Genomic DNA, 25,365 nt, shown 5'->3' on the forward strand with positions numbered 1-25,365 from the left:
CGGTGTACCCGGTCGTCGAAATCGACGATGAGATCGCCAGACAGCGGCTAGATGCTGGTCAGCACGCCGAGACAGAGATGTCGACACTTGCAGTGTGGGAAGGCTGGCGCGCCGACCTTGGGCCCATGCCACCGGCGTCGCCGATCACCATCACCGGATTCATCAGCACCGCACCGCCACAGCGGGCGATCTACGGCCTGAACGTCCTAGCCGGCTACGGCGCGGGGCTGATTCTGCTGCAGAGCATGCGGGGGCCAGCTATTTGGACGATGCGGGAATGCGAGTTGGCCGGCGTGTTCATGGTGTGGAGTCACGGCGCTGACTGCGAATGCGTCGTCGCCGGGCGGCAAGGACCCGTCGCAACCGCGCGCAGAACAGTGGCTACGCGGCAGAAAGAGGAGATCCTGTTCGCCCACGCGGCGCGTTCAGGCGTTGTGACGTCAGGAAGCGGCGCCCTGCGGGGTTGACCGCACCCAAGCCCGCAACGCGGGCGGGAAGCGGCGGGGCTTGCCGGGCACGATCGGGATCTCGTCGAAGGCCACCTGCGCCTCGGCACACATCGTCTGCCAGCGGATCGGCGGCGACGCGTCGGCCAGCAGCTGCGCAGCGGTGAGCGCCAGTGCCGCAACCGAATGCTCAAAAGCCGCGGTGCCGCGGTCCACTGCCGTGGTGATCCACTCGATGGTGCGACCGCTGCACACGACACAGTCGCAGCGCCACAAGTAACTGTCGGGGTCACGAGTGTGCAAGTCCGCGATCAAGTCGAGGTACTTGAACGACAGCAGTGGCGTCACGAACGCCGACGTCGGCGGCGTGAAACCTCCCTGCGTGTCATCGTCCTCGTCGGGCAGTGGGTAGATATGGCGGTAGCGGGACTGCGTGCCGACCGACACCACCGCAGCACCGTGCGCCAGGGCGCCCAACGTTGACGTATCGGAACGCAGCAGCAGCACCGGCACGTCGCACGCCAAAACCTCGATGAGCCCGGTCACGGCCGCCTCGCTGGAGAGCGGATCAGTCTCGTCCTCGAGCATCAGCGCCACCGGCATGCCCGCGGCGTTGATCGCCGCGCACAACTCATCGCGCTCCTTGGTCAGCCAGGACAACGCCAGCGGCAACGCAACGATCACCCGTTCGCTACCGGCGGGCCAGCCCAAGACTCGTTGCAGCGCCTTGCGATCACCAGCGGGGATGTATCCCGAATCGGTCAGGGCCCATTCACATCCGGCCCGCAGCTGCATCGAGATCCAGTCCACCGACATGCCCTCGGCGCCGACGCTGCGCTTGCTACCGCTGTATCGATCGGCGTCGGCCAGCACACTGGCCGCCGGGTTCACACCCAGCACGGTGCGGATCGCTTTTCCAGCCGTCGCGCCATCACGCGAGGTCAACACCGCGCCAACGCCGGCTCGACGCGTCAGCGGCGCCAACAGGTCAGCCTTCGACGCCGGGCCGTGCGCCATGAACCCGGGGCCGAAGCCAGGCAGGCGGCCCGGGACCTGCAAATCGAGTGGCAGTTGTAGCGGTTCCACGTCAAGACACCTCGCGTTGTATGAGTGCAGTGCGGTAGTAATCGCCGAGGAACGTCTCCGCGGTCGTCAAGGAAAGGTCGATGACAGGGCGCTCGGCGTCAAGCGACGACTGATGGGCGGCCAGGATCTTTTCGAGCAGCCGAGCACGGCGGTGCGGCACCGGCGCGGGTTCGACGGTGTTCCAACCAAGTTGGGACAGCTTGACCCGAAACTCTCGGAACTGCCGGTCGCTGATCAGCTTCAACGTCTTGGCCCGTTGAATCAACGCGCCGATCGACAAACCCCACTGCTGCTTGAGATCCATCAACCGCTTGAAGTCCCGAGTCGTCAGTCCCGCCAACTGCGGACCGATCTGCGCAGCAGGGGCGAGAAACTCGCCGGCGAACGCGTCAGCTTGCTGCTCCTGGCCGTCGGTGGGCGCCACGTGCATCAGGACATGGCCGATTTCGTGGCAGATCGAAAACCGCTCACGATCAGCGGAAAGACCCGCTCGCACCACCATCAGCGGCGCCTTGCCGGCCGGCCACGTGCTGAACGCGTCCTGGGCGACCGCATCGAAATCGCGGACCACGATCACGACGCCGGCGTCGTCCATCAGGGCGTGGAGATCGTCGATGGGCCCGCTAGGCACACCCCACCGGACCCGCAGGGCGGTCGCGACGCGGGCGGGATCGCCACCATAGTCATCGAGGCGCATCCGCTCGAGGTTGCACTCGTAGTCCAGACCCTCCATGAGCCCATCGACGCTGATCCGGGTCAGGTGGCCGACTGCTTCGACACGCTTGGCCACACTGGCCGTCATCCGGCTTCGGCGCCGACGATGGAACATGCACGACACCTCTGTGCCCTGTTGAGCGTCGCGGATGCCCAGAACGGCTTCGGGGCATTCGAGCGCCACAGCGATCGCCGACAACCGCTCACCGATCAGTTCGACCAGTCCGCTCTCGACCTTGGACACGTAGCCCTGGGTCACTCCCGCAGCCTCGGCAAGGTGGCCCTGCGACCACGACTTCGACTCACGCACCAACGTGACCATCCGCGGGTTGGCTGCCATCACCGGCCCCACCTCCCAACCCGACGAGTCGTGTGGGCCACCGACACCGGCCTACGACCAACCTGCGCGCCCATGCAACAGCGGTGCAACGCCCGCACACCGTTGATGTTCACGAGGAGGACCATAACCCCGCACACCGACACAAAGCCGGTCAACACGCCCGGCAATCACGCTTGAAAATATTCCGAATGCGGGATTGTTGCGGCTCAAGTCGTAGAAGTCCAGCGACCATCGTTGTTCCAACGGTTGCTCGCCGACACCGTCCATGGTTTCGGAGCCTAGGTCTGCGTCATGAGACTGACGCCGATTGCGAGGTCCGCCACGCCGGTGTGAAATCACCGGCTGACTGTTGGGCCGAGGGGGCAGCTGGTTGTCGGCGAGGTTACTGATCCGGCTCTTCACCGAGACTGACAACGGCCTGGCACCGGTATCGCTGTGGCTAAATCACGACGGCATGCCACGTCCAAAGACCGCGTGGTACAACACGTTCAATCGGGCTTTACACCAGGGCTAGTCTCGGGAGTCGTCTCCGCTGGACTGCGGCTCGGTGGTCATGTAGTCAATTTTCGCTGCCACGAGCGGAATCCCCTAGACCACTTGGCAGAACTTTCGGGTCTCGTAGGTGAACCCAATTTTGGGTGAAGTTGGCTGCGGTGGTAGCGAGACAGTCAAGTGGTATCCGATGATCCCAACTAATCGCATACCGCAATAAAGGAACATGATGGCTGCATCCCAGATACCGGCAAAGGCGACTGCGGTTTCGAAACAGTCGAAGCCGCAGGATGATATGCATCCGCTCGGCACGCTGCTGACGATCCAAGAGTTGGCGGAGCGGCTAACGGTTAGCGTGGGTTGCATCCGCGCTTGGCGGCTGCGTGGCGATGGCCCGCCGGCGATCCGTGTCGGGACTGCGCTCCGATGGGATTCTCGCGAGGTCGATGAATGGCTCGACATCCGGCGTGAATCACGCTGGCAAGCAGGGTGATTGAGGGACGCATCGGTCCCGGTGGTACTCGGGTTTATCGCGCTCGCATTTACTACCGGGGCCGTTATGTGGCGTCGAGGACTTTTCAACGAAAACGTGATGCGCAGGAGTGGGAACGGCGCCAGACGGACAGCTTGCGGTCCGGGGTGTGGTCTGATCCCGCAGCGGGGGACAGGCCGGTAGGGGAGTGGTGCCAGATCTGGCTGGACGCCCAGCCGGCTCGGCAGCCAGCCACCGTACGCAAAATCCGTGGGGTGATTGCGAAACAGATCGCCGGTACCTTTGGGCGCCGGCCACTCGTCTCGGTAAGACCATCCGAGGTACAGGCCTGGGCCGCTGAACTATCGCGAACGCAGTCCGTTGCGACCGCCCGCCACGCGCTTGGCGTTTTGCGGCGGGTATTCGACTATGCCGTGCGCGACGGCGCAATTCAACGCAATCCAGCCGCGGGTATCCGTCTGTCCAAGGTGCAGGGCAATGACCCACGGCCGTTGACCCATGACGAACTCTGGCGGCTTGCAGGTGCGGTCGACGCAACGAGGGATCGGCTGCTGGTGCTTGTCGCTGGCTATTGCGGTTTGCGGTGGGGCGAGCTGGCCGCGTTGCGATGGTCTGACGTCGACCTGCAAAGCAAGACCTTGCGGATCGTTCGAGCGTATTCAGAGGAGGCGCCGCGAGGTGAGTTGTCGCCGGTCAAGAATCATCAGGCCCGCACGGTGCCCGTTCCCGAGATCGTGTCGGTCGAGCTCGCAGAATACGAAACTGTCCAGCCCAGGGGCGAATTGGTTTTTCCGTCTGCGTCCGGCACACCGCTGCGCAACCGGAACTGGCGACGCGACGTTTTTGATCCCGCGGTCGAGGCGCAAGGACTGGGAATCACCCCACACAACTTGCGCGACACGGCCGCATCGCTGGCCATCCAGGAGGGCGCGTCGGTCGTCGCGGTCGCACGCCTGTTGGGTCACGAATCGGCTGCGACCACGCTGAACCACTATGCGGGTCTTTTCCCGACTGACCTTGACGACGTCGCTTCGCGACTCGACGCCGCCGCGCGACTCACTATCGCTAGCCAACGCGAGCCATCTGATGCCAAACGAGCACCGACCAAGCACCGACCAGACGAAGCTGAGAATCACAGCCAGACTCAGAGTCAATGGCTCTGACCTGCAAAAACGCTAGTGCCCCCGGCAGGATTCGAACCTGCGACACCGGCTTTAGGAGAGCCGTGCTCTATCCCCTGAGCTACGAGGGCGTGAGGGCCAAGGGCCGGGGCCGCGATGCCTTCGAATACCTGACCAAAACCTAGCCGCTCGGAACGGCGGGTGGTTTTCGACGGTGTTCTGGACGTCTTGGCGCCGTTCCCGGCCGTCGGGCTTGTCGTGGGTGCTGCGCGTGTAAGTGTAGCGGGGCCCGCAACATCAACACGATGTTCGCTGCTGGGTGTGGCCGGCGAGGGTGAGGTTCGTCGTGGTCGCGGGAAGGCCAGGTTGCTCACGATTGTCGTCGGCAGTGCCGGTGGCCCGCTTATTATGTTGCAGCCCAAGGTGAATCGCCGCAGAGTGATAATCAGCGTATCAGGTGAAATCGGTTGTGCGGCCGTCATATTCGGTACGATCGAGCGTGTTGCTGCCACAGTCGCGGCTTTCGCGCGAACCATTGCTCGGCCGGCGCCGATCTAGGCGGGATGCCCATTTTCATACCGCGACGACGCGGATCAGTTTCTCCAGCCCCGAGAAGTCCTCGGCGTTTCGGCTGTAGAGATCCAGGTGATTGGCGTGCGCGGTCGCAGCGATCAGCAGATCGGCGAATCTACTTCGCGGCTTTCGTCCTTCGCGTACCACCGCGGCGACGATGAGCCCGTAGCTTCGCACGGCCGCCCCGTCGAACGGGATGGGCTCCAGCCTCGATTCCACCTCTTGGAGCCGGGCTTGGCGCTTGGCCGCTTCGATCGGCGCCGCGGCCAGCAGCGGACCGGCGGCCAGCTCGGCGGCTGTAATCGCCGAAATCGCCATCTCGTCCGGCAACGCTGCGACGACTGCCGGATCATGCCAGTCGATGACGACCGACGTATCCAGAAGTCCGGATGTCACCTCAGAGACTCTGGTCAATCAATCGGTCGAGGTCGGCGCGGAACCGACGATGATCAATGCGCACCGCCGCCTTGGCCAGCGTCGCGACTTCGTCGCGAGTGATGAACGTGCGGCGAACGAACCGTATCGGCCGAAGTTCGGCCACCGGTTCGCCATTGCGCGTCACAACGAACGTCTCGCCAGCGGTTACCGCGTCGATCACCTTGGCGTTGTCATTGCGGAGATCGCGCTGCGCGATAGTCCTTGCCATGGCACGACTGTAGCAGATGATGCTACAGATTGCTACGGTAGCCGCTAATTGCGCAACGACGGCGCCGCGACGCTGAGCGGGTTTTGGTCGGCAACGGGTGGCGTGCGCTCAGCGGTCCGACGTTATCGGATCCCACACGCGCGAGAAGCCGAAGTCGTTGAAGTCGTTGACATTTCGAGTAGCGAACTCGTCGACGCCGTGGTGGCGCAACGTCAGTGCCAGCCGGGCATCGAATAATCGCCGCCGAGCGATCCCGGGCGTGGCCGCCAACGCCCACACCTCGTTCATCACCGGGGCGTTTTCGATGAGCGCCCAGCGCCGGTTGCGACGGAAGGCCTCGCAGACCCCCGCGGCCTCGGGGCCATCGAGCGGTCGCGTCACCACCGTAGGATTCCGCAGCAATTGATACAGCTCCATCAGCACCAGCTCGCAGACCGCGACGTCGGCCCGGCCGGCGCACTCCGCGAGGAAGGCGGCGGCGGCATCATGCTCGGGGCAATCCCGATTTTGGGCGTACAGAAGGACATTCGTATCGATCGAGAGCACGGCGGCGACTTACTTCACGTTGGCCAGTTCGCGCCACGATTCTTCGGGCGCACGAAACGGACCGAGTCGGCGGGGCGTCGGCGGACGCCAGGTGTCGGGCGCCACTTCGCGCCTCGGATAGATCTGCACCATGTGCTCTAGCCCGCGACGAACGACCTCGGCAAGCGTCATTTCGTGCTCGTGCGCGATCCGCTTGGCGTCGCGGTAAAGCTCATCCGGGAGCTGGACCTGCGTCCGTATCATACATCGAATTTACATCTACATCTAAAACACATCAACACAGCCGGGCGTCACCGCAGCTCGGCGATGACCTTCGCGAACGCGTCGAGGTTGTTGTCTTGCACGGTGAAGGAGGTCAGGCCGTACTTTTCGCGGAGCCCGGACAGCATGTCGGCCATCTCGCGCGGTGACCCGCTGAGCACCGACGGCATGGACAGCAACTGCTCATCGGACAGATCCGGCGCGTACTGGCGAGTCATCCTCAAGTCGGGGGCGGTCTCGCCCTCGCGCGGCATCGCCGTGATCACCATGTTCAGCTCCAGCGCGTCGAACCGATCCCCCGCCGCGTTGCGGACGAACTCGACGCGTTCGGCCAGCGGGTCGTCGACGTCTCGCACCCTGGCGCCGGTCAGCCCGATGGTGTCGGCGTGCCGGGCAGCCAGGGTCAGCACCCGGTCGCCGTTGCCGGCGATCAGGATTGGCGTGCTCGGGTGGTGCTCCTTCAGGTAGGTCGTCATGTGTCCGAGGTAGTCGACCGGGGCTCCGGCGCTGGGGTACGGCAATTCGGCGGCCTCGAACTCTTCCCGGACGTAGCCGGTGCCCAGGCCGATCTCGAGGCGGCCGTCGCTGAGCACGTCCAGCGCCTGGAGGTCCCGGCTGAGCAGGGCCGGCTTGTAGAACGCCGCGTTGAGCACATACATGCTCAGCCGCATCCGCGTGGTCACCATCGCGACCGCGGTCAGCGTCGGGCACGGCGCCGCCGCGCCGAGATGGTCTGGTACGCACAAAATGTCGTACCCGAAGTCTTCCGCTCGCTTCGCCTTGTCCACCAATCTCTCGCGGGACTTGAAGAAGCGCATGCTCATCGAGAAGCGAAAATCCTTGGCCACCAACAACCTCCGTTCAACCAGCTGACGACGATTACCAGGCGCGCGCCGCGGCCGCCAAGCCCTGCACCAAGCTGGCGGTGACGGGCGACAAGCCGTCGGGGCCGGGCAGCGGGCTGCGCGGGCTGAGACCCCTGGCGCGAACGGACAGCTCCAATTGCGTTCCGCCGTCGCGCACCCGGTTGACCGGGTTGTCCGGATGCAGGCCGCGCAATTCGTGTGGGATGTCGTCGAGGTTGGTGACGACCTGATAGCCGGTCAGGCGGATGTGGCGGGCCAGGTGGGCGGCCAGCGCACGATTGCGGCCGCCGGCCAGCAGCTGCGTGCCGCGCCCGATGCGGCCATACCCGTGCAGCGAGACCGCGACATCGACATGGTCGAGAAACTCCGCCAGCCGCGTCGACTCACCGGGGTGAAACAGGACCGACGGCAGGTGATGCGGGTAATGGTCGGGATGGTGCACGACGTACACCGACGCGTCGGCGGCTTCGGCGGCGCGTTCGGCGATGATGTCGGTCATCTGCTCCAGGCCGCCGCCATGAATGGCGAGGAAACCGAACCGCGACCGCAGCCGGCTGGACTCGGTCACCCCCGGCTCGTGCAGCAACGCCGAAAGTGATTGTGGCCCAGGCCCGGAGCGTGATCTCGCAGACGCCGCGCGGGGCCAGCGCGCGGGATCCCAGCGGTGCAGGAAGTCGATCCAGCGTTGCGGAAGCCCGTGGTGCACAGCGCCGTCGATGATCCGGGGCAGGTAGCCCGGCCGCGGCGGACCCGGGGTCACCCGGTGATCGATGTAGACCCAGGCCGGCGCGGGTCCGTCGTTCGTCATCACGGTCAGCCGGTCCCGCCGGTAGCGCACCGGCACACCCTCGGCGCTGTCCAAGGCGGCCAGGTCGTGATCGGAGATCTGCCAGAGCACCCCGTGCACCTGGTTACCGGCCAACGGCTCGACGGTTGCCACGCCGCGCTGGTTGATCAGCCAGTCGTGGTCGGACAGCACCGCCGGTCGCGGATCGGCCGCGTCCGGACAGCGCAGCGCCATCTGGCTGACGCACAGATTGGACCCGTATGCGAAATAGGGGTGGCGGGGGGCCAGCATCTATGCAGTCACCATCTGGATGCTGAGATCTTGAACCAACCTAAACTCCCGCGAGCCTCTCCACGGATGACGACGCTTCCCATACTGCCGCACCGGGCGATCTGCCCGCTACGCACGGGTCACTCGGTGACGGGAGCTCACTTGCAGCCGCCCAGCACAAAGTGGTGCGGGGGCAGCCACGGCCTTGGCGGCGGCGGCGGCGGGGGCGGTGGCAGCTTCGGCGGCGACGGCTGCCACTGCCATGGTTGCTGCGGCGGGTGAGGCGGCACCCAGACGGGCGGCGGAGGGTTGGCGACGACCGGGTGCGGGGGCACGGCCCGGGGCAGGGCGGCCGGGCCGGGCGGCAGAGGCGGGCTTTCGGGCGCGGGAGCGACCACGGCGGCGGGAGCCGGCATGGCGACCACGGGGGCGGGGGCCGGGGTGTCGGGCACGGCGACCACCGGCGCCGGGGGAGCCGATGTGGGAGCGTCGGCCGCCACCGGGCTGGCGCCCGACGCGACGGCCACCTGCCGCGGGTGCGACGAGCTTCCCAACAGGGCGATGCCGAGCGCGGCGCCCGCGCCGATCAGGCCGATCACGCCGGCGGTAACGATCGCCTTGTTGATGGACCTCGGCCCGGCCTCGGGGGCAACCGGCTCGGGCGGAAGCTCCTGCTCGTACGGAAGGTGTGCGAGCGAATCGCTTGGTTCGCCGAGCGGGCTCGACGCCCACGCGTACACCGAGGTGGGTTCCTCGCCGCGCGGGGCGAACTCCGTCCGATCGAAGTCGTGCGTGGTTGTCATGGGGTGCTCCTCGGTGGTGGGTCGCGGCCCCGGGGCTGGGTCGCTTCATAGGTAGGAGGAGGCACCGCAGGTGAGCCGGACAGTTTTTTGACGACGATTTGGGTTAACCGGTCACGGTCATCCAGATCAGCGCGATGTTGAGCACGCTGATCATTGTTCCGACCGCCCAGCCGATGGCCGTCGTGACGGGGTGGTTGGCGTCGGTGCCCATCAGTTTGCGGTTGCTGGTCAACCTGATCAGCGGAAGCACCGCGAACGGGATGCCGAACGACAGCACGACCTGAGAGAGCACCAGCGTGCGCGTCGGGTCGACACCGAACGCCAGGATCGCCACCGCCGGGCACAGCGTGACCAGCCGACGCACCAGCATCGGGATCGAGCGGTGCAGCAAGCCCTGCATGATCATGGCGCCGGCGTAGGCGCCCACCGACGCCGAAGCCAACCCGGACGCGAGCAGTCCGATTGCGAACAGCACGGCGATCGTCGTCCCCAAGGTGGCATGCACCGCGGCGTAGGCGCCCTCGATGGATCCGCGCGTCTCGCGGCCCTCCAGGTTGATCGCGGCCACCAGCAGCATCGCCGCGTTCACCGTCCCGGCAACCGCCATGGCCAGCACGACGTCCACCCGGGTGACGCGAAGCAGCCAGCGTCGGCGATGGCCCTCTTCGGGATGTCCGTGCCGGTCCAGGGCCAGACCCGAGTGCAGGTACACCGCGTGCGGCATCACGGTGGCCCCCAGGATCGCGGCGGCCAGCAGCACGCTCTCGGTGCCGCGGAAGCGGGGCACCAACCCGCCGATGACGGCCTCGGGCGGCGGGGTGGCGACGAAGAAGCTGGCCGCGAACCCGACGGCGATGATGAGCAGCAGGCCGGTGATGACGCGTTCGAAAAGCAGCTGCCCGCGACGGTCCCTGATCGTCAGCAGCAGCAGCGAAATGACTCCGGTGATGATCCCACCGACCGGCAGCGGCAAACCGAACAGGATCCGCAGGGCGATCGCCCCGCCGATCACCTCGGCCACATCGGTTGCCATCGCCACGATTTCGGCCTGCGCCCAAAAGGTCAGCCGGAGCGGACGGCTCATCCGCGTGCCGATCGCCTCGGGCAGCGAGCGTCCGGTCACCAGCCCGAGTTTCGCCGACAAATACTGCACCAGGCCGGCCATCACGTTGGCGGCGACGATGACCCACAGCAGGAGGTAGCCGAATTGCGTGCCGGAGCTGACGTTGGCCGCGACGTTTCCGGGATCGACATAGGCGATCGCGGCGACGAACGCCGGCCCGAGCAGATACCAGCTCGTCTTGAGCGAGGCCTGGGTGCCTTGCGCCAACGTATCGACCTCGATCCATTACCGATAGGAAAGTGAGGTTAACGAACGCATTGCCGCGCAGCTAATCGCGGGCTACCCCGGGACGTAGAGTCCCCGGCCGGTGATCAGCGGCAGGTCGAGCGTCGTCACGATGCCCGGCGGCGCGGCCACCACGGCGGGGATCGCGTTGACCACCCGCATCGCGGTGGCGACCAGCCCGGCGTGGTTGTGATCGCCCTTGCGGCTGCTCAGGCAGATGTCCATCGCGTAGGAGGGCTCGCCGGTGACCTCGATGCGGTACGAACCGCCGCGCTGGGCCGGTTGCGGCCAATCGGGACACAGGTCCTCCCGCAAGCGGGTGACGTGTTCCAGTACGACGACGGGGTCGCCGTTGACCATCCCGAACACCTCGAAGCGCAGCGCCGCGGCACTGCCCTTGGGAATGTGGCCCGACGCGATGTCGAAGTCCTCGGGCGCCGGCTCGCGGACGTAAACCTCGGCGACCTCGTCGAGCGAAATGCCAAGGCCCGCAGCGAGTTGGCGAACCACCGATCCCCACGCCATGCTCAGCACGCCGGTCTGCAGCAGCATGGGAATCTCGTCGAGCGGCTTTCCGAATCCCATCACGTCGAACATGACGGTGGCGCTGTTATAGGTGGCGTAGTCGACGATCTCCATGCACCGGATCTGCTGGATGCTCTGGCAGGTGCCGGCCAACGCCAGCGGCAGCAGGTCGTTGGCGAACCCGGGATCGATCCCGTTGACATAAAGGCTCGAATTACCCTCGCGCGCGGCATCTTCCAGCGGTGAGACGAGCTCCTCGGGTATCACCTGCCACGGGTATTGCAGGAAGACCGGGCCGCTGCCGACGATGTTGATCCCGGCGGCCAAAACGCGCCGGTAGTCCTCCAGCGCCTCGGCCAGCCGGTTGTCGGCCAGCGCGTTGTAAACCGCGCACCGCGGCCCGGTGGCGAGCACGGCGTCCAGGTCGGTGCTGGCCCGCACTCCCGTCGAATCCTCAAGTCCGGCAAGCTCGGCCGCGTCCTTGCCCGCCTTGGCCTCCGATGAGACCCAGACGCCGGTCAGTTCGAACTCGGGGTTGGCGATGAGCGCGCGCAGCGCGTGGACACCGACGTTGCCGGTGCCGAGTTGAACGACGGGTATGGCCATCAGAGGCTCCTCACAGGTCCGGGACGGGTATGTCGAGGTTGGGGAAGGTGAGGCCGCCGTCGACCTCCAGGGTCTTGCCGGTCAGGAACTCGCCGGCCGGCGAGGCCAAATACACTGCCGCGGCCGCGATGTCGACGGGATCGCCAAGCCGGCGCATCGGTGTCACCTTCTCCATCGGCGCGCGCAGCTCGTCATTGGAGGCCACCACGTCCAGTGCGGAGGTCAGGATCGACCCGGGCGCGATGGCGTTGACCCGGATGCGCGGGCACAGGTCCAGCGCCGCGAGCCGGGTGTAGTGCGACAGCGCCGCCTTGGCGGTGCCGTAGGCGGCGAAGCCGCGCCCGGCCAGCCGGCCCATGGTGGAGGTGATGTTGATGATGTTCCCGCCGCCGGAGTGCTCGAGCAACAACGGCACCGCCGCGACCGTCAGGGCGTGGGCGGTGGCGACGTTGAACGTGAAGGCGTCCTTGAGGTCCTTGGTCGAGGTGGTCAGCAGGGTGTTGGGCATGGTCCCGCCCACGTTGTTGACGACGATGTCGAGTTTTCCGAACGCCTCGACGGCCTGACCTGCCAGTTCGGCGGTCGCTTCGGGATGAGCCAGGTCGGCGGCGACGGCGTGCGCCCGGCGGCCGGTCGCGCGGACCTGTTCTGCGACGGCGTCTAGTTGGGATTGTGTCCGCGAGGCGATGAGGACGTCGGCGCCCGCTTCGGCGAAAGCCAGCGCGATGGCCGCGCCGAGGCCACGGCCGCCACCAGTGATGACGGCGACTTTGTCGTCGAGACGGAACCTGTCGAGGATCATTTGCGGCCTCTCCTTTTGAGTTGTCGGACGAAACGGTAGCAAGCCTCGCGGCCCCGAAGAAAGGCATTTCTGAAACAGGTTCTAGTTTGTCACACGAGCGCGCCGATTCGGCGCCCACCACCAGGGGGAAGCCGTATCAGGCCCATAACACATAGATTTGCCGGACGTTAACCTTGCTACTGTTAGCTTCATGGCTGCGAGCAACACGGCAGGGCGGCGGACCGCGGCCACCGGCTGCGGCGACGCACATTTCATCCGTACCGTCTTAGGGGAATTGAATTGAACCTCAATCGATTTAGTGCCGCGCTGAGCATCCTGACCACCGGTGCGCTGATGTTGTCGGGGTGCGGCAGCGACAACAACAACGCCACCGGCGGAAGCGCGACGAGCGGCGCATCGTCGGGCAAGGTGGCCTGCGGCGGGAAGAAGACGCTGAAGGCCAGCGGGTCGACAGCCCAGGCCAACGCGATGACCCGCTTCGTCAACGCGTTCGAGCAGGCCTGCCCGGGCCAGACCCTGAACTACACGGCCAACGGCTCGGGCGCCGGCATCAGCGAATTCACCGGCAACCAAACCGATTTCGGCGGGTCGGACTCGCCATTGGCCCCGAACGAGTACGCCGCCGCGCAGCAGCGCTGCGGCTCACCCGCGTGGAACCTGCCCGTGGTGTTCGGCCCGATCGCCATCACCTACAACGTCAAGGGCCTGAGCTCGCTGAGCCTGGACGGTCCGACGGCGGCGAAGATCTTCAACGGCGCCATCACCACCTGGAACGATCCCGCGATCGCGAACCTCAACGCCGGGACCGCGCTGCCCGCCGAGCCGATTCACGTCGTGTTCCGCAACGACCAGTCGGGGACCACGGACAACTTCCAGAAATACCTCGATGCCGCCTCCAACGGCGCCTGGGGCAAGGGCGCCGGGAAGACGTTCAACGGCGGCGTCGGTGAGGGCGCCAAGGGCAACGACGGCACCTCGGCCGCCATCAAGGCCACGGAGGGATCGATCACCTACAACGAATGGTCGTTCGCCCAGGCGCAGAAGCTGAACATGGCTAAGGTCATCACGTCGGCCGGTCCGGACGCGGTGGCGATCAGCACCGACTCGGTCGGCAAGACGATCTCGGGCGCCACCGTCAGCGGGCAGGGCAACGACCTGGTGCTGGACACCAACTCGTTCTACAAGCCGACGCAGCCCGGTTCCTACCCCATCGTGCTGGCGACCTATGAGATCGTCTGCTCGAAGTATCCCGACTCCCAGGTCGGCACGGCCGTGAAGGCGTTCCTGCAGAGCACCATCGGTGGCGGCCAGAATGGCTTGGGGGACAACGGATACATCCCCATCCCGGACGCATTCAAGTCGAGGTTGTCGGCGTCGGTCAACGCCATCGCGTGATCGGGGATTGATGTCCCGAGAAGCGCTCGCCCAGCTCGGGACGAAACCTGTGCTGGACGTCGTCGATCTGGACAAGGTGCGGCGGCGCGACCGGCTGTTCAAGGCGGCCGCGGCCGCTGCCGGGTCGACGATCGTGATCGCGATCGTGCTGATCGCGGTGTTCCTGTTGGTGCGCGCCGTCCCGTCGTTGCGCGCCAACCACGCGAATTTCTTCACCAGCGCCACGTTCGACACCGTCCACGCCCACCACCTGGCGTTCGGCATCCGCGACCTGTTGATGGTCACGCTGTTGAGCTCGATCTTCGCCCTGGCACTGGCCGTGCCCATCGCAGTCGGGATCGCGGTGTTCCTCACCCAGTACGCGCCGAGACGGTTGTCGCGCCCGTTCGGGGCGATCGTGGACCTGCTTGCCGCGGTCCCGTCCATCGTTTTCGGGTTGTGGGGCATCTTCGTGCTGGCGCCCCAGCTCGAGCCGTTCGCGAAGTTGCTCAACCGCAACCTGGGGTGGTTGTTCTTGTTCAAGCAGGGCAACGTGTCCCTGGCCGGCGGCGGCACCATCTTCACCGCCGGGATCGTGCTTTCGGTGATGATCCTGCCGATCGTCACCTCGGTGTCGCGTGAGGTCTTCCGGCAGACCCCGCGCATCCAGATCGAGGCGGCGCAGGCGCTGGGCGCGACCAAGTGGGAAGTGGTGCGGATGACCGTGCTGCCCTTCGGGCGCAGCGGTGTCGTCGCGGCGTCGATGCTGGGCCTGGGCCGCGCCCTGGGCGAAACGGTGGCGGTGCTGATCATCCTGCGCTCGGCGGCCCAACCCGGCCACTGGTCGTTGTTCGACGGCGGCTACACGTTCGCTTCCAAGATCGCCTCGGCGGCATCGGAATTCAGTGAACCGCTGCCGACGGGGGCCTACATTTCCGCGGGATTCGCGCTGTTCGTCCTGACCTTCGTGGTCAACGCCGCCGCCCGCATGGTCGCCGGCGGGAAGGTCAACGCATGACCGTCGACGCGCTCGAGCGGCCGGTCAAAGCCGCGCTGTACCGCCCGCTCAGCATCAAGAGGCGCCTCAAAAACCATCTCGCCACAACGCTTTTCCTCACCTCGTTCGTCATCGCGCTGGTGCCGCTGGTGTGGCTGCTATCGGTGGTCGTCGCGCGGGGCTGGTATGCCGTGACGCGGTCGGGCTGGTGGACCCACTCCCTGCGCGGCGTGCTGCCGGAGGAGTTCGCCGGCGGGATCTACCACGCGCTGTACGGCACTCTGGCGCAGGCCGCGGTCGCCACCGTCCTGGCCGTGCCGCTCGGCCTGATGACGGCGGTGTTGCTGGTGGAATACGGTGCCGGCCGGTTGGCGCGGGTCACCACCTTCATGGTCGACGTGCTCGCCGGGGTTCCGTCGATCGTGGCGGCGCTGTTCATTTTCAGCCTGTGGATCGCCACCCTGGGATTTCCGCAGAGCGCCTTCGCCGTGTCGCTGGCGTTGGTCCTGCTGATGTTGCCGGTGGTGGTGCGATCCACCGAAGAGATGCTGCGCCTGGTGCCCGACGAGCTGCGGGAAGCCAGCTACGCGTTGGGCGTCGCCAAGTGGAAAACCATTGTGCGGATTGTCTTTCCGATCGCGATGCCGGGCATCTTCTCGGGTGTTCTGCTGTCCGTCGCCCGCGTCATCGGGGAAACCGCGCCGGTGCTGGTGCTGGTCGGCTACAGCCGTTCGATCAACCTCGACATCTTCAACGGCAACATGGCCTCGCTGCCGCTGTTGATCTACACCGAACTCACCAACCCCGAGCACGCCGGTTATCTGCGGATCTGGGGTGCGGCGCTGACGCTGATCATCATCGTCGCCGTGATCAACCTGTTGGCCACGGCGTTTCGTTTCCTGGCGACCCGGCGACGTTAGGGCGCGAGCTTCAGCACTCGGTTGTTCCCGCGGTCACCGACATAGACGTTGCCGTCCTTGTCCACCGCCACCGACAGCGGGGTGTTGAGGCCGCTGAACGGCAGCACGGTCGGGGCGTTCGATCCGGCCGCCAGCTTCAGCACCTGATTGTTGTCGTGCTCGGTGACGAACACGTCGCCGGCGTTGTCGACTGCGATGCCCCACGGGATGCTCAGGCCGGGGAACGGCAGCACGGTCTGGTTGTTCGACCCCTGGTCCAGCTTCAGCACCCGGTTGTTGTCGGTGTCGGTGACGTAGACGTCGCCGGCGGTGTCCACGGCCACCCCGTCGGGATTCTTCAGGCCGGTGAACGGCACGTCGACCTGAGCGTTGGAGCCGGCGGGCAGCTTCACCACGCGGTTGTTGCCCCGGTCGGCGACGTAGACGTTGCCCTGGCCGTCCACCACGACGCCCTCGGGGTAGTTGAGCCCGTTGAACGGCAGCACGGTCTGGTTGTTCGACCCGGCCGCCAACGTCACCACCCGGTTGTTGAAGTCGGTGACGTACATCGTGCCGGCGCCGTCCACCGCCACCCCCTGCGGCTCGTAGAGGCCCGCGAACGGCTTGACCACCGGCGTCGTCGATCCCGCCGGCAACGTCACCACCCGGCCGTACATGCCCTGGTTGGTGATGTAGACGGTGCCGGAGTTGTCCACCGCCACGCCGCCCGGGGAGAGGCGGAAGTTCAGGCCGTTGAACGGCAGCACGGTTTGTCCGCTCGCCTGCTTGGACGGCGACGAGGGCCGCGAAATCAGAAATCCGGCCACGATGATGACAACGACCACGGCGACCGCGATGGCCCCGATGATCGCCCACATCTTCCGTCTGTCTCCGGGCTGCGCCGCCGCGATCTGGTGATCAAGCGTGGGCGGGCGCGTGGCGGCGACCGGGGGCCGGTTGGGCGGCTTGCTGCGCCAGCTGCCGGTGCTCGGGGCCGGTGCCCACTGGCCTTGTGCGTTCGGGTTCGACGGCCACACCCCGCTGGGGGGCGGCACGGGCCGGGCCATCGTTTCGTCGCCGGCATAACGACCCTGAGAAGCCTGCGCGCGTGCGGTCGCGGGACCGGCGACCGAGCCGTCGTAATGGGTCCAGGCGCGACCCAGGCCACTGCCCATCGCGTTGGGCAGCAGAGTCGCGTTGTCGCCCTCTTGCCGCAGGATGGTGGCCTCTTGGTGCTGTTCGGGCGCGGTCAGCGCGTCGTGAGCGGCTGCGGCCAAATCACCCGCGGTCGAATAGCGCTCCGCGGGGTTTTTGGCCATGCCCTTGGCGATCACCGCGTCCAGGGCCGCCGGCACCTGCCCAGGCCGCAGCTGGCTGGGCCGCGGCGCGGGCTCGAGCAGATGGGCGGCGATCAACCGTTCCACGCTGTCCGAGCGATACGGCGGGGCCCCGATCAAACACTCGCCCAACACACAGGCCAGCGCGTAGATGTCGGCGCGGTAGGTGACCTCGTCGCCGGTGAACCGCTCCGGGGCCATGTAGTTGTAGGTGCCCACGGCGACTCCACTCTGGGTCAGCCCCGGGTCGGTCGCCGCGCGGGCGATGCCGAAATCCACCAGATACGCGAAGTCGTTGCCGGTGACCAGGATGTTTTCCGGTTTGACGTCGCGATGGGTGACGCCGCTGGCGTGCGCGGCGTCCAGCGCGGCCGCGATCTGGCGCACGATGGCCACCGCCCGCGGCGGGGCCAGCGGACCGTAGTTCGTCAACAGCGTGCGCAGTGAGACACCGTCGATCATGCGCATCTCGACGAAGAACAGGCCGTCGATTTCGCCGTAGTCGTGGATGGGAACGATGTGCGGCTCGGTGAGCCGCCCCGCGGTGTCCGCCTCACGCTGCATGCGGGCCCGGAACACCGAGTTGCCGGAGAATTGCTGCGAGATCAGCTTCAGCGCGACGATCCGGTGCTTTCGGGTGTCTTCGGCCTCATAGACCTCGCCCATGCCGCCGCGGCCCAAAAGCCGCCTCAGCTGGTAGGGCCCGAACTGCGTCCCTACTCGCGAAACGGTGTCGTTCACCGTCGTCGCCCCTTTCGCCCAGATCCGATCGGCCGCGGACCGCGGCGCGATGCAGCGCTGCCGCGTCTGAACGGCTGGTTACCACACGGTAAATCGTAGGCGAGGGTAACTACCACAAATACAGGCTTCTCACAGCGAACTCTGAAACACGACTCGCACGTGACAGACGCGGTTTGCCCCGCAGGACATCTTTACTTTAGCTAAATGCTACGCCCGCAACACGGGCATTTTGCCAGGCTGCCGGGCGGCGGCGGAGTCGTCCGCCGCGATCACGAGATGTCGTTGACCGCCGAAACCAGCTTCGATTGCAGCGAGTTCGGCAGCGGGATGTAGCCGTACTCGTCCAAACCCTTCTGGCCGTCCCCGATCGTGGCCTGCATGAACGCCTTCACGGCGGTTCCGGTCGGGGCGTCCGGATACTTCGAGCAGACGACCTCGTAGGTCACGAGCACGATCGGGTAGGCGCCGGCCTGGGTCGGCTTGTAGAACGACGACGTGTCCACCACCAGGTCGTTGCCCTGTCCCTTGAATCTGGCCCCGGCGATGGTCTTGCCGACCGAGTCGGTGGTGATCGTCACCGGATTGGGGCCCGCCGACGTGATGATCTGGGCCATGCTCAGCTGATGGCCCACCGCGTATGACCACTCGTTGTAGGTGATGGACCCGTCGGTTCGTTTCAGGGCCGTCGACGTGCCGTCGTTGCCGGCGGCCCCTTCGCCGACGCCCCCGTTGAACGTCTGACCGGTGCCTTTACCCCACGCGCCGTCGGACGCGGCGTCGAGGTACTTCTGGAAGTTGTCCGTGGTGCCGGACTTGTCGCTGCGGAAAACGACGTGAATCTGCGTCGGCGGCAGGTTGTTTCCCCCGTTGAGTGCCTTGATCGCCGGGTCGTCCCATCGGGTGATGGCGCCGTTGAAGATTTTCGCGGTGGTGGGCCCGTCGAGGTTCAGCGAACCCAGGCCGTTGACGTTGTAGGTGACCGCGATCGGACCGAACACCACCGGCAGGTCCCACGCCGGCGAGCCACAGCGCTCCGCCGCCCGGTCCGGCTCGCCCCTCGACGCGTCCATCGGCGAGTCCGAGCCGGCCAGGTCGGTCTGGTTGCTCAGGAACTCCTTCATCCCGGCGCCGGAGCCGTTGGCGTTGTAGTCCAGCGTGTGGCCGGGGCAGGCGCGGATATAGGCGTAGACGAACTGCTCGATCGCGTTCTTCTGCGCCGTCGAGCCGCTGGCCACGAGCTTCTTCTTGCCGCCGCATGCCACCGGCACCGACGAGGCGCTGGTTCCGGTCGACGACGACGATTGGTTGGAATGGCCGCCGCAGGCTGACAGCACCAGCGCGCCGACGAGCAACAGGTTCAGTCCGGCGCCGCATCGAGTGAGCTTCATGGCACTGTTATAGACGACTCACGACTTCGACGAGGCTTTGGCCGCGGTCTTCTTGGCGGCGGTCTTCTTGGCCGGCGCCTTCTTCGCGGGCGATTTCTTCGCGGCTGGCTTCTTCGCGGTGGTCTTCTTCGGCGGCGCCTTCTTCGCCGGCGCCTTTCCGTTGCCGGATCGCGCCTTCACGCTGGCTTCCAGCTTGGCGAGCAAGTCGGAGACGTCTTCGGTCTCGTCCAACTCCTTGGGCTGCTCCTCGGTGGTAAACGCTTCCCCGCCTTCGAGTTTCGCCTCGATGAGCTCGTGCAGCTGCTCCTGGTAGGTGTCGTGGTATCGGTCCGGGTTGAACTCCTCGGCCATCGACTCCACCACCTGCCCGGCCATCTTGAGCTCGGCGGGCTTGACCTCGACCTTCTTGTCCAGCACCGGAAAGTCGGGATCACGAATCTCGTCGGGCCACAACAGCGTGTGCACCACCATCACGTCGCGCTTGCCGAAGTCCTTGACGCGCAACGCCGCCAGGCGGGTCTTGTTGCGCAGCGTGAAATGGACGATGGCGACCCGGTCGGTCTCGGCCAGCGTCTTCGCCAGCAACACATAGGATTTCGACGACTTCGAATCCGGCTCCAGGAAGTAGCTGCGGTCGAACAACATCGGGTCGACGTCGCCGGCCGGGACGAACTCCAGCACCTCGATTTCGCGGCTGCGTTCCTCGGGCAGGGTGGACAGGTCGTCGTCGGTGATGACCACCATTTGGCCGTCGTCGGACTGGAAGGCCCGGGCGATGTCCCGGTATTCGACGACCTCGCCGTCGAGTTCGCACACGCGTTGGTAGCGGATGCGGCCGTTGTCCTTGGCGTGCACCTGATGGAACTTGATGTCGTGGTCCTCGGTGGCGCTGTACACCTTGACCGGCACGTTAACCAACCCGAACGCGATGGAGCCCTTCCAGATGGAGCGCATGCAGCAAGTATGCCCATACCGCCGGTGGCAAAACAGCGCGCGGGCCCGCGCGCCGGGGTTTCTAGCAGGAACGACCAGGCGGAGCGGACTGCGCCCGCAGGGCCGCGCGGTCGGGCAGATCGGCGCCGGCGCGGGCGACGGTCAGGGCCGACGACAGGCTGGCCGACTCGAGCGCGGTGGTCAGCGCGTCAAGCCCGATGCGGCGCAGCCGGTCGCGCCGGTCGCCGCCCAGCAGGCCCGAACCCCACAGCGCATCGATCAGGCCGACCATGAACGCATCGCCGGCGCCGACGGTGTCGACCACGTTCACCGGCCGGGCGGGAACCCGCGCCCGGCCGGCCGCGCAGAGCGCCGTCGCTCCCCGGTCGGCCATCGTCACCGCGACGACGGCGGGACCCAGCGCCAGCCAGGTTTCGGCGATTCGCTCGGGCGGACGGTCGGGGTCGATCCAGCGCAGATCCTCCTCGCTGACCTTCACGACGTCGCTGCGCTCCACCAGATGCTCGATGCGTTCGCGGGCCAGGTCCCGGTCCACGATCAGCGAGGGGCGGACGTTGGGATCGAAGGTGACGGTGGCCGAGACGCGGTAGGTGTCGACGAGCGCGGCGACCGCCAAGCAGCCCGGTTCCTGCACGGCGGCAATCGATCCGGTGTGCACGAAAAGCGGCGGCGTTACCACCGGTGTGCCGGAAAGCCGCCAATCCAGGTCGAACGCGTACTCCGCCGACCCGTCCTCGCCGACGGTCAATCGCGCGGTCGGCGTTCGGTCGGCGCCCCGGCTCCCCGAAACGAGTTGCACCCCTGCGGAATTGACGTAGTCGGCGATCCGCCGGCCGTTCGGATCGTCGCCGATGTGCGTCAGGAAATCGACGTCGCGGCCCAGTCTGCCCAAACCGACGGCGACGTTCAGCGGGCTGCCGCCGACATGTTCGGCCGGGGGGTCGCCGTCGACGATGTCGAGCAGCGACTCGCCGATCACCAGCCCTCGGGTCATCGCACCAAGGCCTGCAGCGTCACCCGAGCTCCCTTGCGGTGCAACGAATCCAGCGCCCAGCGGTAGGCCTGCACGAAGCTCGGCTGCTGGGCCAGGTCCCCGAACACCGCGGTGATCTCGATGAACGCGGTGGGCTGCTCGTACTGCGACCGGGCGATCGGTACCAGCGAGTCGGCCAGCTGATCCACCACCTCGATCGGCTCACCCCATTCGTCGACGCCCTCGGCGTAGCGGGCCCAACTGGCCACCGTCGCCGCCGCCAGCCGAACCGACCCGTCGTTGGCGAGGTTGTCGCGGATCACCGGCAGCAGCCATTTCGGGATGCGGTCCGACGAGTAGGCGCACAGCCGCGCGACGGTGTCGCGCACGCCGGGGTTGGCGAACCGCTCGATCAGTTTCCGCGTGTACTCGTACAGGTCGATCCCGGGCACCGGCGCCAGCGTCGGTATGGCCTCGAAATCGAAGTAGGCGAGCAGGAATTCGGCGAACAGCGGATCGCGCGCCGCGTCATGCACATATTCGAAGCCGCACAGGTGGGCGAAGTAGCACAGGCACTGATGCCCGGCGTTGAGCAGTCGCAGCTTCATCGCCTCGTACGGTGCTACGTCATCGACCAGCAGCACGCCCGCCTGCTCCAAAGGCGGCCTGCCGTCGCAGAAGTCGTCCTCGAGGACCCAGGCGCTGAACGGCTCGGCCACCACCGGCCACCGGTCGGCGACACCCAGGTCGCGTCGCACCGTCTCGGCCATCTCCAGCGTGGTGGCCGGGGTGATCCGGTCCACCATCGAGCTCGGGAACCGGCTGTGCTCCGCCACCCACTCGGCGAGCCCGGGGTCACGTTGTTCGGCGTTCGCGAGGACGGCGCGCTTGGCGACCTCGCCGTTGCTCTCGATGTTGTCGCACGACGCGATTGTCGGCGCGGCGATCCCGCGGCCGCGGCGGCGGTCCAGCGCCTCGGTGATCAACGCGAACGCGGGTCCGTCTACGTCGCGGTAACCACCCTCGGTGATGGTCAGCGAAATGATTCGGGTGGTCGGCGCGGCCAGCAACTCCGCCGCCGCCTCCGGATCGTCGGGCGCGTAGCGGTAGTCGATGATCGAGCCGATCACCTGGGCGTCCCGGCTGCCATCGGGGTTCTCCAGGATCAGCGTGTACAGCCCGTCCTGGTCGCGCAGCACGTCGCGCATCGTCCAGTCGCCGGGCATCACCCCGACCCCGCAGATGCCCCACTCGCGCGCCAGGCCCCGCTGCAACAACCGGTCGATGTACATGGCCTGGTGCGCCCGGTGGAAGTGACCGGCCCCGATGTGCGCGATGCCGACGCCGACGCTGCCGCGGTCATAGTTCGGCGTGGCGATCGGCAGTTTGGTCAGCGTCGCGTTGTTCAGATCCATCGCGCTAGCCGCCATTGGCCAACTCCTCCCGGGGCACGACCCGGATCGTCGGTGACGATGCCCAGATTAGCCGGAAACCCCACCCGTCGCGGGCGACAACGTGAGAACGTCGGCCAGGGCGCGCCACGAGTCGACTATCGCGACCGCGCCGGCATCGATCAATTCCGTTCGGCGGCACTGCCTTTCGTCGGCCGGGACGAACATCAGATTGCCGACGGTGGCGAAGCCGGCCGCGACCGCGGAGGTGACACCGGCGACGGAGTCTTCGATGGCCAGGCCCTGCTCGGCGTCGACGTCCATGACCTCGCCGCTATGCAGATACACCGCGGGGTTGGGCTTGCTCGTCGGCGTGGGAAGCGAGTCCTCGGCGCTGAAGCGCAGACCCGCCGGGATGAGCGGATCCAGGCCGGTGACGTCGAAGCAGGCGGCCAGGCGCTTGGTGGCGCTGGAGCTGACCGCCGCCAACGTGTACCGCGACGCGAGGGCCTGCAGCGGAGCAAGCACCTCGGGATCGGGTTTCAGGGTGGCGGCCAGGTGCGCGGTGACGTGCTCGCGTTCCCGGCGCACCCAGTCCTCGAGTTCCTCGGCGCACAGCGCGCGGCCGGCTGCCGCATCGCCATCGGACGCGACGACGGCGGCCGGGTGGCCCTGCGCCAGCGTCGGCTCCAGGGGCACCCCCGACGCCACGGCCAGATCGAGGGCGGTGCTGCGAAAGTTCTTCCCGACGGCCTGCCTGCGCAACTCCTCGGCGGTGAACGGGGCCGTCACGCCGAACCTGGCCAGGAAACGATTGATCACCTCGACCGAGGCGGCGAATGCCGGTTTCTCGGAGGGGAACAGGTTGTCGTCGGCGTCGCAGAGCAACGTCGTTATCGGTGCGGGGTCGAATTGGCGCACAAACATCGGCGGGTTCACTGCAACACCAGCTCCCGCACGTTGTCCCGCAACGATCGGCGCAGCGCGGGTATCACGCCGCGCTCGTCGATGTCGGCGATCATCTCCCCGAGGCGCTCGGTGAAGCCGGGGACGAAACGCAGTTCGGCGAAGATCTCGTGGCGCAGCAACGGAACGGGGTTGTTGCGTCCCATGGTCGCCAGCCTGGTCAGCAATTCCGGCTGCGGATCGTCGATGCGGATCTTGCGGCCGTTCAGGTCGTCGCCGCGCAGGTAGCGCGCCCACCCGGCTACCGCCAGCATCAGCAGATTGTGCGGCCGGCCCTGCGCGATCGCCTCCTGCAGGGAGGGCAGCAGGAACGACGACATCTTCGTCGACCCCCGGCGCGCCAGCCGCGACAGCTGGTCGCTCATGCGGGGATTGCTGAGCCGGCTGAGCAACGTGTTGCGGTAGCCGGGCGTGTTCATCCCGGGCACCGCCGGCAGCAGCGGCTGAATCTCATCGCGCATGAGCTGCTCGACGTAATCGAAGATGACGGGGTTCCCCATCGCCTCGTCGGTGCGCCGGTAGCCGGCCAGCGTGGCCAGGCACGCGATCGCGATATGGGTTCCGTTGAGCAGACGGGTCTTGACGAGCTTGTGGTCGCTGACGTCCGCCACGAACTGGGCGCCGACCTCGTCGAGCGGTGGGCGGCCGTGGCTGAACGCGTCCTCGATCACCCATTGGCAATGCGGTTCGGTGAGCACCGGCCAGTTGTCGGCGACGCCGAACGTGCGCTCGACGAATTCGCGCTCCGAGTCCGACGTCGCGGGGGTGATGCGGTCGACCATGGTCGACGGGAACGCGACGTGTGTGTCGATCCAGCGGGCGAGCCCGGGGTCCTTCAGCGCCGCGAACGACACCAGCGCGGTCCGGGCCGCTTGGGTGTTGCCGGGAATGTTGTCGCAGCAGAGCACCGTGAACGGCGCGATTCCGGCGCGGCGGCGGCGGTCGAGCGCCTCGGCCAGGTACGCCCACGCGGTGACAAAGCAATTCGACGCGACAAGGTCGGCCCGCACGTCGGGATGGGTGGCGTCGAACTCGCAGGTGACCGGATCCAGGTAGTACCCGTTGCCGGTGACCGTCAGGCTGACGATGCGGGTTTGGGGGTCGGCGAGGGCGGCCCGGACCGCGGCGTTGTCGTTGGGCGCGTAGTGATAGGACGCAATCGAGCCGACGACGCGGGCCGTTTGGTGGTCATGGCCGCGCTGCACGACGGTGTAGAGCCCGTCCTGGGCGGACAGCAGGTCTTTCACGTCGCGGGAGCGCAGACTGACACCGGTGACCCCCCACTGGCGGGAAATGCCCGCGCGGGCAACGTCATCGAAGTACACCGCCTGGTGCGCGCGGTGAAAGTTACCCGCCCCGATGTGAACGACACCGGGCCGCAGAGCCGATCTGTCATAGGTTGGCACATCGATCCGCGGAGAGTGTAGGGGCAAGGTGGCGTCGCTCAGCGGAACCCCGGTCGTGCAGCCCTGAGTGACGACGTTCGTAAGACAGTCGGCGTGGCGCATCGCTGGCCGAACTTACCCACGGTGAACGCAATTCGCGAAGCGAGCGGGTAGCCGTTGTGGCCTCTATTGCGTCTTCATCAGCCGTTTCGCCGATACCGTGAACTTGGCCACA

At 66.7% G+C, this 25,365-nt stretch carries 25 protein-coding genes and 1 tRNA gene; 6 read left to right on the forward strand and 20 right to left on the reverse strand.

The genetic code is table 11. The annotated features are described in order from the left end of the window. Positions 1-2 precede the first annotated feature (2 nt). The gene (locus OQ968_RS02950; protein WP_324674474.1) at positions 3-467 is read left to right on the forward strand and encodes a hypothetical protein; all 465 of its coding nucleotides are present in this window, start codon (positions 3-5) and stop codon (positions 465-467) included. On the opposite strand, the gene OQ968_RS02955 is transcribed toward OQ968_RS02950, so the two are convergent. Continuing rightward, positions 441-1,532 (reverse strand): hypothetical protein, encoded by a 1,092-nt coding sequence (locus OQ968_RS02955; protein ID WP_324674476.1) that lies wholly within the window; start codon positions 1,530-1,532, stop codon positions 441-443. The two genes, OQ968_RS02950 and OQ968_RS02955, sit on opposite strands and share 27 nt — an antisense overlap. Before the next feature lies 1 nt (position 1,533). Further along, a complete protein-coding gene (locus OQ968_RS02960) occupies positions 1,534-2,586 on the reverse strand; it encodes a helix-turn-helix domain-containing protein (protein ID WP_324675035.1) in 1,053 nt (350 codons plus the stop codon). A 721-nt stretch (positions 2,587-3,307) separates the two neighbouring features. On the opposite strand from OQ968_RS02960, the gene OQ968_RS02965 reads away from it, so the two are divergent. Together OQ968_RS02965 and OQ968_RS02970 are read left to right on the forward strand one after the other, a co-directional pair. Beyond that, positions 3,308-3,571, forward strand: coding sequence for a helix-turn-helix domain-containing protein (locus tag OQ968_RS02965; RefSeq protein WP_324674478.1), 264 nt, complete (start codon positions 3,308-3,310; stop codon positions 3,569-3,571). A gap of 146 nt (positions 3,572-3,717) precedes the next feature. Further along, positions 3,718-4,734 (forward strand): tyrosine-type recombinase/integrase, encoded by a 1,017-nt coding sequence (locus OQ968_RS02970; protein WP_420715808.1) that lies wholly within the window; start codon positions 3,718-3,720, stop codon positions 4,732-4,734. Between the two features lie 16 nt (positions 4,735-4,750). Here OQ968_RS02970 and OQ968_RS02975 read toward each other — a convergent pair. The 11 genes from OQ968_RS02975 to OQ968_RS03025 form a co-directional block, all read right to left on the reverse strand. Next, positions 4,751-4,823: transfer RNA gene (locus OQ968_RS02975), tRNA-Arg, on the reverse strand. Positions 4,824-5,265: 442 nt separating this feature from the next. Next, complete coding sequence (locus tag OQ968_RS02980) at positions 5,266-5,661, reverse strand: type II toxin-antitoxin system VapC family toxin (RefSeq protein ID WP_324674482.1); 396 nt, start codon at positions 5,659-5,661, stop codon at positions 5,266-5,268. A 1-nt stretch (position 5,662) separates the two neighbouring features. After that, complete coding sequence (locus OQ968_RS02985) at positions 5,663-5,911, reverse strand: type II toxin-antitoxin system prevent-host-death family antitoxin (RefSeq protein ID WP_324674484.1); 249 nt, start codon at positions 5,909-5,911, stop codon at positions 5,663-5,665. A gap of 108 nt (positions 5,912-6,019) precedes the next feature. Continuing rightward, positions 6,020-6,457, reverse strand: a complete 438-nt coding sequence (locus OQ968_RS02990) for a type II toxin-antitoxin system VapC family toxin (protein ID WP_324674486.1) — start codon at positions 6,455-6,457, stop codon at positions 6,020-6,022. A gap of 9 nt (positions 6,458-6,466) precedes the next feature. Further along, the gene (locus OQ968_RS02995) at positions 6,467-6,700 is read right to left on the reverse strand and encodes an antitoxin (RefSeq protein WP_324674488.1); all 234 of its coding nucleotides are present in this window, start codon (positions 6,698-6,700) and stop codon (positions 6,467-6,469) included. A 47-nt stretch (positions 6,701-6,747) separates the two neighbouring features. Next, a complete protein-coding gene (locus OQ968_RS03000) occupies positions 6,748-7,572 on the reverse strand; it encodes an LLM class F420-dependent oxidoreductase (protein ID WP_324674490.1) in 825 nt (274 codons plus the stop codon). Positions 7,573-7,597: 25 nt separating this feature from the next. Continuing rightward, positions 7,598-8,662: a poly-gamma-glutamate hydrolase family protein gene (locus OQ968_RS03005; protein ID WP_324674492.1), complete on the reverse strand. Its 1,065-nt coding sequence runs from the start codon at positions 8,660-8,662 to the stop codon at positions 7,598-7,600. 137 nt (positions 8,663-8,799) lie between these two features. Then, a complete protein-coding gene (locus tag OQ968_RS03010) occupies positions 8,800-9,444 on the reverse strand; it encodes a hypothetical protein (RefSeq protein ID WP_324674494.1) in 645 nt (214 codons plus the stop codon). A gap of 103 nt (positions 9,445-9,547) precedes the next feature. After that, complete coding sequence (locus OQ968_RS03015) at positions 9,548-10,789, reverse strand: Nramp family divalent metal transporter (RefSeq protein WP_420715823.1); 1,242 nt, start codon at positions 10,787-10,789, stop codon at positions 9,548-9,550. A gap of 57 nt (positions 10,790-10,846) precedes the next feature. Continuing rightward, positions 10,847-11,923: a diacylglycerol kinase gene (locus OQ968_RS03020; RefSeq protein ID WP_324674499.1), complete on the reverse strand. Its 1,077-nt coding sequence runs from the start codon at positions 11,921-11,923 to the stop codon at positions 10,847-10,849. A 10-nt stretch (positions 11,924-11,933) separates the two neighbouring features. Further along, positions 11,934-12,725, reverse strand: coding sequence for an SDR family oxidoreductase (locus OQ968_RS03025; protein ID WP_324674501.1), 792 nt, complete (start codon positions 12,723-12,725; stop codon positions 11,934-11,936). Between the two features lie 279 nt (positions 12,726-13,004). Here OQ968_RS03025 and pstS (OQ968_RS03030) point away from each other — a divergent pair, with 279 nt between their 5' ends. The 3 genes from pstS (OQ968_RS03030) to pstA are packed head-to-tail and all read left to right on the forward strand — an operon-like array spanning position 13,005 to position 16,016. Next, the gene (pstS, locus tag OQ968_RS03030) at positions 13,005-14,120 is read left to right on the forward strand and encodes a phosphate ABC transporter substrate-binding protein PstS (RefSeq protein ID WP_324674503.1); all 1,116 of its coding nucleotides are present in this window, start codon (positions 13,005-13,007) and stop codon (positions 14,118-14,120) included. A 10-nt stretch (positions 14,121-14,130) separates the two neighbouring features. Then, complete coding sequence (gene pstC, locus OQ968_RS03035) at positions 14,131-15,117, forward strand: phosphate ABC transporter permease subunit PstC (protein ID WP_324674505.1); 987 nt, start codon at positions 14,131-14,133, stop codon at positions 15,115-15,117. Beyond that, the gene (gene pstA / locus OQ968_RS03040; RefSeq protein WP_324674507.1) at positions 15,114-16,016 is read left to right on the forward strand and encodes a phosphate ABC transporter permease PstA; all 903 of its coding nucleotides are present in this window, start codon (positions 15,114-15,116) and stop codon (positions 16,014-16,016) included. Before pstC ends, pstA begins: the two co-directional genes overlap by 4 nt. Here pstA and OQ968_RS03045 read toward each other — a convergent pair. From OQ968_RS03045 to OQ968_RS03075, 7 genes are all read right to left on the reverse strand, one after another. Next, on the reverse strand, positions 16,013-18,073 hold the full coding sequence (locus tag OQ968_RS03045) for a serine/threonine-protein kinase PknD (RefSeq protein WP_324674509.1): 2,061 nt from the start codon (positions 18,071-18,073) through the stop codon (positions 16,013-16,015). The two genes, pstA and OQ968_RS03045, sit on opposite strands and share 4 nt — an antisense overlap. A 269-nt stretch (positions 18,074-18,342) precedes the next feature. Next, positions 18,343-19,461 (reverse strand): phosphate ABC transporter substrate-binding protein PstS, encoded by a 1,119-nt coding sequence (gene pstS / locus OQ968_RS03050; RefSeq protein ID WP_324674511.1) that lies wholly within the window; start codon positions 19,459-19,461, stop codon positions 18,343-18,345. Between the two features lie 18 nt (positions 19,462-19,479). After that, positions 19,480-20,415, reverse strand: coding sequence for a Ku protein (locus OQ968_RS03055; protein ID WP_324674512.1), 936 nt, complete (start codon positions 20,413-20,415; stop codon positions 19,480-19,482). A 61-nt stretch (positions 20,416-20,476) separates the two neighbouring features. Beyond that, positions 20,477-21,409, reverse strand: a complete 933-nt coding sequence (locus OQ968_RS03060; protein ID WP_324674514.1) for a carbohydrate kinase — start codon at positions 21,407-21,409, stop codon at positions 20,477-20,479. After that, complete coding sequence (locus tag OQ968_RS03065) at positions 21,406-22,818, reverse strand: mannitol dehydrogenase family protein (protein WP_324674516.1); 1,413 nt, start codon at positions 22,816-22,818, stop codon at positions 21,406-21,408. The genes OQ968_RS03060 and OQ968_RS03065 overlap by 4 nt, the downstream gene beginning before the upstream one ends. A 51-nt stretch (positions 22,819-22,869) precedes the next feature. Further along, positions 22,870-23,706 carry an HAD family phosphatase gene (locus OQ968_RS03070; protein WP_324675037.1) on the reverse strand — a complete coding sequence of 279 codons (837 nt, stop codon included), beginning with the start codon at positions 23,704-23,706 and terminating at the stop codon, positions 22,870-22,872. 8 nt (positions 23,707-23,714) lie between these two features. Then, on the reverse strand, positions 23,715-25,253 hold the full coding sequence (locus OQ968_RS03075) for a mannitol dehydrogenase family protein (protein ID WP_324674518.1): 1,539 nt from the start codon (positions 25,251-25,253) through the stop codon (positions 23,715-23,717). Positions 25,254-25,365: the final 112 nt, after the last annotated feature.

This window comes from Mycobacterium sp. 663a-19 (assembly GCF_035616495.1).
Lineage (GTDB): Bacteria > Actinomycetota > Actinomycetes > Mycobacteriales > Mycobacteriaceae > Mycobacterium.

Excerpts from the sequence above, each read along its gene's own strand:
- OQ968_RS02960 (WP_324675035.1), bottom strand. The coding sequence starts at position 2,586 with ATGGCAGCCAACCCGCGGATGGTCACGTTGGTGCGTGAGTCGAAGTCG.
- OQ968_RS02965 (WP_324674478.1), top strand. The coding sequence starts at position 3,308 with ATGGCTGCATCCCAGATACCGGCAAAGGCGACTGCGGTTTCGAAACAG.
- OQ968_RS02985 (WP_324674484.1), bottom strand. The coding sequence starts at position 5,911 with ATGGCAAGGACTATCGCGCAGCGCGATCTCCGCAATGACAACGCCAAG.
- OQ968_RS02995 (WP_324674488.1), bottom strand. The coding sequence starts at position 6,700 with ATGATACGGACGCAGGTCCAGCTCCCGGATGAGCTTTACCGCGACGCC.
- OQ968_RS03005 (WP_324674492.1), bottom strand. The coding sequence starts at position 8,662 with ATGCTGGCCCCCCGCCACCCCTATTTCGCATACGGGTCCAATCTGTGC.
- OQ968_RS03010 (WP_324674494.1), bottom strand. The coding sequence starts at position 9,444 with ATGACAACCACGCACGACTTCGATCGGACGGAGTTCGCCCCGCGCGGC.
- OQ968_RS03020 (WP_324674499.1), bottom strand. The coding sequence starts at position 11,923 with ATGGCCATACCCGTCGTTCAACTCGGCACCGGCAACGTCGGTGTCCAC.
- OQ968_RS03025 (WP_324674501.1), bottom strand. The coding sequence starts at position 12,725 with ATGATCCTCGACAGGTTCCGTCTCGACGACAAAGTCGCCGTCATCACT.
- pstC (WP_324674505.1), top strand. The coding sequence starts at position 14,131 with ATGTCCCGAGAAGCGCTCGCCCAGCTCGGGACGAAACCTGTGCTGGAC.
- pstA (WP_324674507.1), top strand. The coding sequence starts at position 15,114 with ATGACCGTCGACGCGCTCGAGCGGCCGGTCAAAGCCGCGCTGTACCGC.
- pstS (WP_324674511.1), bottom strand. The coding sequence starts at position 19,461 with ATGAAGCTCACTCGATGCGGCGCCGGACTGAACCTGTTGCTCGTCGGC.
- OQ968_RS03055 (WP_324674512.1), bottom strand. The coding sequence starts at position 20,415 with ATGCGCTCCATCTGGAAGGGCTCCATCGCGTTCGGGTTGGTTAACGTG.
- OQ968_RS03060 (WP_324674514.1), bottom strand. The coding sequence starts at position 21,409 with ATGACCCGAGGGCTGGTGATCGGCGAGTCGCTGCTCGACATCGTCGAC.
- OQ968_RS03065 (WP_324674516.1), bottom strand. The coding sequence starts at position 22,818 with ATGGCGGCTAGCGCGATGGATCTGAACAACGCGACGCTGACCAAACTG.
- OQ968_RS03070 (WP_324675037.1), bottom strand. The coding sequence starts at position 23,706 with ATGTTTGTGCGCCAATTCGACCCCGCACCGATAACGACGTTGCTCTGC.
- OQ968_RS03075 (WP_324674518.1), bottom strand. The coding sequence starts at position 25,253 with ATGCGCCACGCCGACTGTCTTACGAACGTCGTCACTCAGGGCTGCACG.